The sequence below is a fragment of the Stenotrophomonas sp. STEN022 genome, from assembly GCF_056760155.1.
The window spans coordinates 1-9361 of the sequence record NZ_JBRREG010000136.1; the positions used below are offsets into that span (position 1 = coordinate 1).

Here is a 9361-nt window from a genome sequence, read left to right on the forward strand (position 1 = left end):
GGTTGTACAAGCAGGGCAGCGTTGGCCATGGGTTATGCAATTGGCTGCAGCCGCCTAACAGTTCATTCAAGCCGAACTCGCTTCGCGAGTCGGCTTAATTCCAGAGTTAGGTGCCTTGATCATGTTCATTGCAAGGATCGCATTTCTGCTTTCATTGGCAACACTTTCCATGCCTATCGCGGCGTGCCCGCAGCCGACCACTCCAACATTCCGAGAGAACCTAAGCGAGGCAACAAGGATCTATGTATTTCGAGTTACGTCGCTCGAGCTAACCGATGAAAACTCATACACCGGTAACGTGCGAGGTCGCATCAACGTAGTCCGCACCCTCAAAGGTGACGCTCCAATTGCTTCAGGAATTCTCTATCCAACTGGCATTTGCTGCGCTCCAAAGCTAGCGGTAGGACGCTACTACTTGGCAGCAGTCACCAAGGACACGCCTAGCTTGGAGCTAGTCAGAGGAGACCAATCTGTCATTGATGTCACCGATGACTTTCAATATCCGGGGGGAGCCGGGAAATTTGGTGCAATCGAGCCCATCCAAAAGTTCCTCATCGGGCAACCGATACCGCATGACTTCCCCGGGAGTTACCGTCTTGAGTCAACCGTCAGTTGCCCGGCCGTACTAGGAGGCGCCTAACAGTTCATTCAAGCCGAACCCGCTTCGCGGGTCGGCTTAATTCAGGCGTTAGGCGGCGCTGGGTTTGGTTGGCTGGCCCTTCTTCTTTCGGCAGCAGTATCAGCAATTCACCGGTCGGCTCCGGGTAACAGTTCCCACTGTTCCTGGCATCGGCAAGCCCGCCACTTCGTCTTACGCCCCACTGCTCTGCCGCAATCATTTCATCGCACTTCGGCGGCAACGCTCGGTAAGGTTTCCCAGGCAAGCTCCATCCCGCGAGCTGTGGCATGATCGGCTTACGTTGGGTTGCACAAGCAAGGCAGCATTGGCCCGGGGGCGGTAAGTGGCCACAGCCGCCTAACTGTTCATTCAAGCCGACGCCGCTTCGCGGCCCAACTTAATTCCGGAGTTAGGCGCGATGACCACTGCTACGCAAAGAGAAATGCGGAAGTCCGACCTAGCCGTTCTGGCAGCACTTGTAGTCCTCGCCATCGCAGGAATCTTATTTAGGGATGCAATTGGGCTGATTGGATTCCTTGTTCTTCTAGTCGCCGCGCTGATACAGCTAGTGCGAGTCCTTTTCTTCATGGGAAGCCGAAAGAAACTTAAGGATTTATGGGAGGCGCTTCGAGATGCAATCTGGGGACTTTGAGTTCACAGCCAGCATGGCTTTCGCGCCTAACAGTTCATTCAAGCCGACGTCGCTTCGCGGCGCGGCTTAATTCCAGAGTTAGGCAGCACGGGAGAATTCAATGCCACTTGTCTATGTCGCACTGCTCGGCGAGGCCACTCCCGTGTGGCGCCCCGTTCAAGCTCACCACGTCCAGGGGGCCGTGTATGAGCTTTTAGACACTGTTCCGAGCGACGAGGAGTGGCAGTTCCAATCGGGAGAGCTTGTGGAGTGCGAGCCACAGGTCTTCTCTGACGGCAGCTCGGGGCTGGTAGCGCTTCGGCCTTCGCTGCCTAACAATTCATTCAAGCCGACGCTGCTTCGCGGCTCGGCTTCATTCAGGCGTCAGGCCCCGGATCGAGCATGACCGAGACTTCCAATTTAGAGACTGCGAGAGCCTTTGTTTCAGCGTGGCTCCTTGCAAATCACGAACAGCTCGGCCTTAGGCAGCTCAAGTTTGAACGGCTTGAGCTTCCCGCTAAGACCCTATCGACTTGGTACCAGACAGAGGATCTCTTGGTTGACATTACTGCCTGGGATCATGCGCATTGCCTAGACATACTGGTCATGGACCAACCGTCCAATGAGCTTGTGTTCTCCGAGGCAGGCTCTTGTGAAAACACGGCGGGGCTCTTGGCTCGCCTCAATGCATTCTCGGGCTGGCTCACTAGGCGCGCAGCGGGGCCTAACAATTCATTCAAACCGACGCCGCTTCGCGGCTCCGCTCAATTCCGGCGTTAGGCCGCCTAGAAAGATGAGCTATTTTCTTCTAATTCTGCTTGTTCCAGTGCTCGCTTCTTTAGCCTGTCTTGTATGGCTTACGGCCCGCCGTTCGCTGGCATCCCTTCGAGCCGCGCTAACTTGCTCTAGTCTCTCATTGCTAGCTTGGGCTTGGGCATGCTGGCAATTTCGCGACGGCATCGGGCTTGGGCAAGAGCCCTCACAGGGCCTGGCGGCTGTACAAAATTTCGTCGGACTTGCTTGGGTTCCTTTGCTGGGTTGCGTAGTGTTCTCAGTTGTATCAGTAGCCGTTTACCGCAGGCGCAAAGTTCGCTACGGTGCGGCCTAACAGTTCATTCAAGCCGACGCCGCTTCGCGGGTCGGCAAAATTCCAGAGTTAGTCCACCAACCGCATGCTAGAACTGCTCAGAAATGCTTGATATTACGACGGCAATCTCCGACACGTTCGGGAGATCCTGCTTGATCCCAACTATCCGCTCATCATGGCTGTAGAGCTACAATTCGACATGCCTACGATCGTTCTTTCTGCAATAGCTGACGACGACACAATTGCAGTCACTGCTGGCTCATACTCAGGTCCCTCCCGCCAAACCTTAAATGCTCCATGGACCTCTTGCATCGGCAAACCGTTGCAGTGGACTTGGCTCATGACCAATCAGCAGGGGCATACGGATGGAGCTCGGCTTGAGTTCACCGATCCAGACGGCCAGCAATCTGAGATAGTTGAGCTTGTCGCAGGAGCATCAAGCCTCTGCGCCTACCTTGCCACGCCAAGCGAGGCCTAACAGTTCTTTCAAGCCGAACTCGCTTCGCGATTCGGCTCAATTCCGGAGTTGGGCATGAGAGCAGCATTGCTGGCTATTGCCACGTCCACCATGCTAATTACTGCAGGTTGCGCGGCCAACAGCGCTCCCGCAGACAAGCACGTCGCCTGGCTGGATTCTCGCCATGAGGCGGTACTTATCGCCAATGCCAAAGCAACCAGAGTGGGATATGACTTGAGCAAGTTTGGGGAACCAACCAACACCGGCCCGTCCGGATTCGCTGGCCCAATGAACTCTGTCTGGTCATTCGACTACTCAACTTGTAGCCAGGAGTGGACTTTTGACTGCAAGGGATTCACCGTAACGGTTGACAAGGCAACAGGCAACGCCGAAGCGCTGGCGTGGCAGTAGCCCACACCTAATAGCTCTTCCAAGCCGACGCCGCTATGCGGCGCGGCTTAATTCCAGAGTTAAGCCCCAATGGCTGAGCACATGACACACGAAAAATACGTACAGTCCGCTCGTCAAGAAGCAGCCAAGATAGCGGCCGGGGTCATCTCTGGCGAGATTCCTATCCTGGAAGGGTGCCATTCTCTCGCCGCTCTCCGCTGCCAGATTGAGGTGGATGAGTCCGATCCAGATTTCTTGGCCTTTGCCATGATCTCGTCAGAGATTGACGCCCTGCCAGTTGGAGCTTCCCGGAAGCACTGGGCGCCAGACGCATCGGCAAGACTGGAGCCAGAGATACAATCTGCAATCCCATGGGCAGCGTCGCGCGCACTGCCAGCATGCAAGTCTCTAGTGCAGCGGTTTGGGGCCTAACAGTTCACTCAATCCGAACCCGCTGCGCGGGTCGGCCCAGTTCCAGAGCTGGATCACATGGAGGGATTCGTGAATCGCGTAATCGTCATCGCAATGCTTTCGCTTCTGCTCGCCGGCTGTAACTCGACATCGGTCAATCGCAGCGATACCTCGAGCTTCAGTGGCGACGGCCTAACCACCAAGACCGCAGTCAAAGTATCGAGCATTGGAGAGGAAAAGGCCTGGGTCGATCGGAACTACCCTGGAGCGACGATTGAGTCCCAATCGCTACTCATGAGGCCGTCCCCAATGGACCTCATTGAAATCCAGCTACCCACAGGCGAGACCCGCCGTATCTATTTCGACATCTCTTCGTTCTTCGGGGAGATGTGATCTGCCAGTTCACTCAAGCGGAGGCCGCCTCACGTCCCGGCCTGATTCCCAAACTTTCCCTCATGGAGAAACTCAAATGAAGTGCCCGAAGTGCGACTCAGAACTAAAGCCGATTGTTCACGAGAACGTGGAGATCGATCGATGTTCCGGCTGCGGAGGTCTATGGTTTGATGCCTTCGAGCATGAGGAACTCAAACAACTCGATGGTTCCGAGCGCATCGACTATTCGCCCAAGAGCAACGTTCCATCCAACACCGGAGCAGGCAAGTGCCCCAAGGACCAGCAGCCGCTGTTTGGCATGGTGGTGGCGGGCCAGCCGCATATCTCGTACGAGTCTTGCGGCTTCTGTCACGGCGTCTTCTTTGACGCCGGCGAGTTCAAAGACTTCAAGGAAGAGACCCTTGGAGAGCGTTTCCGCGCGATCTTCGGAATAGTACGGGCGGCCCCAGCTGAGGGCTGACGATTCACTCTAGCCAGCGCCGCTTCGCGGCGCGGCTTAACCCTTGAGTTGAGCCCCAAAACATGCCCGCAAGTCTGCTCACAGAGATCATCTTCCGTGGTGCCTTCGAGGTCGTGCTGTATGGTCTCGGTTACATTATTGGCCGGCTCGTCGTCCCAGTCTTCTCGTTCGGCTACTACAGTGTCGAACCCTGGGACTTCAAGCACCGAAAGACGTCCAAGAGTCATTCTGGGCGACCACCCCCTCGGAATATTTCAGCTGACGCAGCGTGTGCGATCGGCTTTTGCACACTGGCGGTAGCATCAACAACCGCCTATTTCGTATGGCGTGCGGCTGGTGCCTGAAAGTTCACTCAAGCCAAGCACGCTACCCAGGCCGGCCCAATCCCAACCTTGTGCCGCAGAACATCCATGGAGGCTACTTTGAAGAAATTGCTACTGTTACTTCTTGCACTTTTCTCCCAGCCAGTTCTCGCCCAGGAGGAGTCAAAACCATCCACCTTCCATCGTTTGCTTGTGTTCAACGAGAAGAATGAAATGATGGTTGTAAAGGTCAAGAACTCAACCCGCTGGGTAACACCCGGCTGGTATCAAGACAATCGCCTAACCATCAAGGAAGGACTTGATGAGCTCGCGGGTAGCTATGGACTGAAGATTTCCGCTCCAAGCTTAAGGGGAGTGTTCACGCTCAGAACCGATCAGAACAATGAGATCTCAACGAGGCTGGTGTACTCAACCAGGGTTGAAAGCGGCGAAGCGAGAGCACCAGAAATAATTGAGGAGATCAGGTGGCTCAGTACCAATGCAGCAATGGATCTGATCACTTTCCCACATATCAATGCACAGATAGAGCAACTTACGAAGTTCCCGGACACACTATGGGGCGGCGCCCAGTTGATGTACCTGGAAGATGGCGTCTATAGATCCAGAACCACTGAAGCCTTCTACCCACTCGGCAATCGGCTACCCTAAGCCGACTTTTCAAACCTCTTCTGAAAGCACCGACGCATGCAAGCGACTTCGATGTCTGTTAGAAACTGGCGGTGGCTCAACTGTACCGCGCTGTCTGCGGCACTCTTGGTCGCGGGTTGCACCGGAACGACCATGCCGGCGAAAGATCTCGGGGCGGATATCGACGAGGTCGCCGCAACGCTGATCGAACAGCCCTTGCTTCACTCGACATCGATCGCAGTTGTATATCGGGGCGAGGAGATCATCCGTCATCGTGGTGATATGGAAACCGGAAAGCCGGGCCCTCCAACCGATGCGACCCTCTACGAAATCGGCTCCTTGAGCAAGACGCTGGCCGGGACACTGATGGCGAATGCTGTTCTGGAACGCCGGCTCAGCTTGGATGACGATATACGGATGTATCTGCAAGGTGACTATCCGAACCTGCAGCACAAGGACGAAGCCATCCGTGTCCGCCACCTGCTGTCGCATACCAGCGGCTTGCCGAACATGCTGCCAGAACGCACCAACACCGTCCTCGCCGACTTCACCGATCAGCGTACGCCCGGCGAGCTCAATGCCATCTATGCGAACTACGGTAAGGCTGACTTCTTCAGAGACCTGCATGCCGTCGAAATTGGCCGCGCGCCCGGAAAGGAGTACTCGTACTCCAGTACCGGAACCGAACTGGTGGCGCATATCCTGGAAGTCGTCTACAAACGCGACTACGAGTCGCTGCTGCGCGGGCTCCTGCAAGATTCGGCGGCAATGACTGATGTCAGAATCCGGCTTGATGATGCTGACGTCATCCGGCTTGCGCCTGGCTATCACAGTGACAATCCGGTGCCGACCACGCCGATGCCGCAGCTGCCCTGGGGTGCATCCGGAAACGTGAAGGCAACCGTTCCGGAAATGGCGAAGTACCTGATATTCCAACTGGCCAACGGGCCAGCCGTAGAGGAATCCCATCGTACGCTGGTCAACTTCGATCCCGAGTTCAGCATCGGCTATTTCTGGAACATCGTCAGCGGCGACCGCTTGAAAGGCACTTACTACGCCCACCATGGCGGCGTGCCCCGTTCGCAATGCTATATCTACATCATCCCGAAGTACGACCTTGGTATCTTCGTCATCACCAACCAGAGTGGTGACCAAACCGCGCGCGCCATGGAGACGGCGATCGATACGTTGGTTGAGAGAATCGCCGCGCGGGAGAATGCCGCCGGTCATCGGCTGTCCCAATAGCGCAAGCAGGCTCTGGCCTCTTTTCTGTTTGCTGCGCTCATCCTCGCCGTCTCCATATGTGGCAGCGCCGCCAAACAGTTCACTCAAGCGGAACTTCCTTTGTTACGCCGGCAACATGGCAGGTTAAGCTCGGTATGGCACCGGCGCCACTACGTAGGCCGGCTGAACTCGGGCGTTGGACCACATTGGGTAACATTGTTGGGACATGTATGCCCAAATCAAGAACCATCGTTACTGTTTATCTTCTCTTATCCGTCATCGGATTGATCGCGACCTGGTACTACAACCTTCATACTTCGTCGGAAGCGGCAACATCGAGTTCGGCCCCCATCTCCAAAGCGCTACGGTCAATCCAGCTGCAACGGCAATTACTGTTGACATCTACTTCTCCGTGCTTGTGTTTTCCCCCTGGGCATTTCGAGAGTCAAAGCGTATTGGCGTGAAATGGCCGGCGGCATATGCAGTTCTTAGCTTTGGCGTTGGTTTGGCTTTCGCATTTCCATTGTTTCTTGCATTTCGTGAGCGCGCGATCATGCGAATTGAGCGGGGATGCCGCCTGAGGAATGGTTGATACCGACCCGCCACGGGTCGGCTCAACTCCGGCCGTGGAACTCAATGACGGCTCCTCACAAGATCGTTCTGCATTCACTGCAAAGCTATCCACCTGATCTCGACGTGCTGGTCGCAGATTGGATACGCCAAGGAGTCAGGTATGTAGGGGTTAACGGCGTTGACGCAGCCAAGATTGAGGACGCAATCGACGAGGCGTGCGTCGGTGACGGCTCAACTCCATACTTCGTGCTTACGGCCTCTCATGGTGCAGACGAGGCGCTAGATGACGTGGTCTTTCTTGCGCAGCATTTGCCTGGCGACCTTTCCAGCTCCTCAATGGTGGCCTCGTCCATCCAAACCAGAACCCTACCGGCGTGACGTCACTCCAATGCCAAGCCGAACCAAAGGCCAAGAACCTCTGCTCGAGAATGCTCATGAAGCCCTTCGCAGATCCCGCCGTTGCGGCACACTTCCAGTCGTACCCTCCCGTCGTGCGAAGGAAGATGCTTGCACTACGAGAGCTTGTCTTTGTGACCGCCAAGAACGTCGATGGTGTAGGCCCGTTGCAGGAAACACTGAAGTGGGGAGAGCCTGCTTACCTCACCGCCCAGACCAAGAGCGGCAGCACCGTTCGCATGGACTGGAAGGCCAAGTTCCCTGATCGGTATGCCATGTACTTCCATTGTCAAACCGGGCTCATCGAAAGCTTCAGATGTATGTTTCCCAACGACTTCACCTTCGAAGGAAATCGCGCGCTTGTCTTTGGTCTGTCGCAGAAACTGCCTACCGATGCGCTAGCCTTCTGCATCCAGGCTTCGCTCACATATCATCTGCGGAAGCGTGCGCTTCGCCGGTAAGCACTGAACGCGGCCTACCCCATTGGTCAAGCGGACATACCAACGGTACGCCGACAACCCCAAGCCTAGGCCGCCTTCGAAATGTGCGTACTTTTTCAGCAACTGCACGCCCAAGGCGATCCCAATCTGCCATTCCGGCGATACGCCAGATACTTGGAACGCAACAGGGACCGACTCCCCGCGTCTGCGTTCAAACTGGCTTCTGGTCCGCTTCTCAACGCAGCAGATCGCCGCTGCCCGCACGATGCCTGGTTGGAGTGGGCGCGCTTTGAAGAGCCGGCCAAGGGTAAGCGATGCCACATTCGATCCCTCGGCCTTCGCGTGTGCCTGTTTGGCGCCCGGAACGACTGCCACTTGGAGCTCTTCCGACGCCCCCCCCAATCTGAGTAGTGATCGGGTTGAGAGTCCCGTCTTGATTTGACCCACCCCCGATTACCGGTGCATTTCAAAGTGGAAAATCCGGCGTTCTACGGCACCTTGGAGTTCGCTTGGGACCCGTGTTTCAGGGCGAATTCCTCCGGGGTTTTCCATCCTAGTGCACTGTGGGGACGTTCCTCGTTATAGAAGCGCCGCCACCCTTCGATCTTGCTCCGCGCGTCGGCCAGGGACAAGAACCAATGCTCATTCAGGCATTCCTGCCGAAGCCGGCCGTTGAAGCTTTCTACAAGCGCGTTGTCTGTCGGGGTACCACATCGGGAAAAATCCAGCTCCACGGCGTTCTCATATGCCCAACGATCCATCACCTTCCCGGCGAGCTCGCTACCGTTGTCCACCTTGATAGCGCCTGGGGATCCTCGCAGGGCTGCCAACCTTGTCATTGCCTCCGCCACATGTTCCCCGCGTAGCGACTGGTCCACGACGATGGCCAGACACTCGTGCGTGAAATGATCAACCACGGTCAGCATCCGGAAACGGCGACCGTCAAGCAGTGCGTCGCTGACGAAATCCATCCCCCAAAGTGCATTGGGAGCGACAGCTACCTTTATCGGCTGACGCCGGGGTGCACTTCTACTGCGCCGAGGCCGGCAATGCCTTTAAAGACAGGCCGTCCTCCTTGTAAATCCGATGGATCCGCTTGTGGTTGTCACGCCAGCCTTCTCGGCGCAGAACCACGAACACGCGCTCGCAACCGTAGTGCACCCGAGTTGAGGCGATCTCACGCATGCGCATTCGCACCGCCTGGCTGTCCCGTGCCTTGCCCTTGTACGAATAGCTGGAATACGACATCGTCACCATCTGCAGTGCTCGCCGCATGCTGACCCCAAAGCGCTCTTGCAACCGGCCAACCCAAGTGCGTCGCTGGGCAGGC

General features: G+C 56.3%; 8 protein-coding genes and 1 pseudogene. 8 read left to right on the top strand and 1 reads right to left on the bottom strand.

What is annotated here, in order from left to right; genetic code table 11:
* Positions 1-2512: 2512 nt before the first annotated feature.
* The 8 genes from ACVOMF_RS19420 to ACVOMF_RS19455 all read left to right on the top strand — a co-directional run bounded on the left by ACVOMF_RS19420 (position 2513) and on the right by ACVOMF_RS19455 (position 8052).
* Positions 2513-2815, top strand: coding sequence for a DUF6334 family protein (locus ACVOMF_RS19420; RefSeq protein WP_481510722.1), 303 nt, complete (start codon positions 2513-2515; stop codon positions 2813-2815).
* A 54-nt stretch (positions 2816-2869) separates the two neighbouring features.
* The gene (locus tag ACVOMF_RS19425) at positions 2870-3205 is read left to right on the top strand and encodes a hypothetical protein (protein ID WP_481510723.1); all 336 of its coding nucleotides are present in this window, start codon (positions 2870-2872) and stop codon (positions 3203-3205) included.
* Positions 3206-3685: 480 nt separating this feature from the next.
* Entirely contained in the window at positions 3686-3988 is a 303-nt protein-coding gene (locus tag ACVOMF_RS19430) for a hypothetical protein (RefSeq protein WP_481510724.1), read from the top strand.
* 76 nt (positions 3989-4064) lie between these two features.
* Positions 4065-4448 carry a zf-TFIIB domain-containing protein gene (locus tag ACVOMF_RS19435; protein ID WP_481510725.1) on the top strand — a complete coding sequence of 128 codons (384 nt, stop codon included), beginning with the start codon at positions 4065-4067 and terminating at the stop codon, positions 4446-4448.
* A 422-nt stretch (positions 4449-4870) separates the two neighbouring features.
* Complete coding sequence (locus ACVOMF_RS19440) at positions 4871-5419, top strand: NUDIX hydrolase (protein ID WP_481510726.1); 549 nt, start codon at positions 4871-4873, stop codon at positions 5417-5419.
* A gap of 132 nt (positions 5420-5551) precedes the next feature.
* Positions 5552-6643 carry a serine hydrolase domain-containing protein gene (locus ACVOMF_RS19445; RefSeq protein ID WP_481510727.1) on the top strand — a complete coding sequence of 364 codons (1092 nt, stop codon included), beginning with the start codon at positions 5552-5554 and terminating at the stop codon, positions 6641-6643.
* A gap of 205 nt (positions 6644-6848) precedes the next feature.
* Positions 6849-7214, top strand: a complete 366-nt coding sequence (locus ACVOMF_RS19450) for a DUF2834 domain-containing protein (RefSeq protein WP_481510728.1) — start codon at positions 6849-6851, stop codon at positions 7212-7214.
* 415 nt (positions 7215-7629) lie between these two features.
* A complete protein-coding gene (locus ACVOMF_RS19455) occupies positions 7630-8052 on the top strand; it encodes a DUF1801 domain-containing protein (RefSeq protein WP_481510729.1) in 423 nt (140 codons plus the stop codon).
* Positions 8053-8519: 467 nt separating this feature from the next.
* Here ACVOMF_RS19455 and ACVOMF_RS19460 read toward each other — a convergent pair.
* Positions 8520-9361 (bottom strand): annotated as a pseudogene (locus tag ACVOMF_RS19460) (IS3 family transposase); the annotation flags it as partial.

What these genes read in the sequence shown, in the direction of transcription:
- ACVOMF_RS19420 (WP_481510722.1), top strand. Translation starts at nt 2,513, where the DNA reads ATGGCTGTAGAGCTACAATTCGACATGCCTACGATCGTTCTTTCTGCA.
- ACVOMF_RS19425 (WP_481510723.1), top strand. Translation starts at nt 2,870, where the DNA reads ATGAGAGCAGCATTGCTGGCTATTGCCACGTCCACCATGCTAATTACT.
- ACVOMF_RS19435 (WP_481510725.1), top strand. Translation starts at nt 4,065, where the DNA reads ATGAAGTGCCCGAAGTGCGACTCAGAACTAAAGCCGATTGTTCACGAG.
- ACVOMF_RS19445 (WP_481510727.1), top strand. Translation starts at nt 5,552, where the DNA reads ATGCCGGCGAAAGATCTCGGGGCGGATATCGACGAGGTCGCCGCAACG.
- ACVOMF_RS19450 (WP_481510728.1), top strand. Translation starts at nt 6,849, where the DNA reads ATGTATGCCCAAATCAAGAACCATCGTTACTGTTTATCTTCTCTTATC.
- ACVOMF_RS19455 (WP_481510729.1), top strand. Translation starts at nt 7,630, where the DNA reads ATGAAGCCCTTCGCAGATCCCGCCGTTGCGGCACACTTCCAGTCGTAC.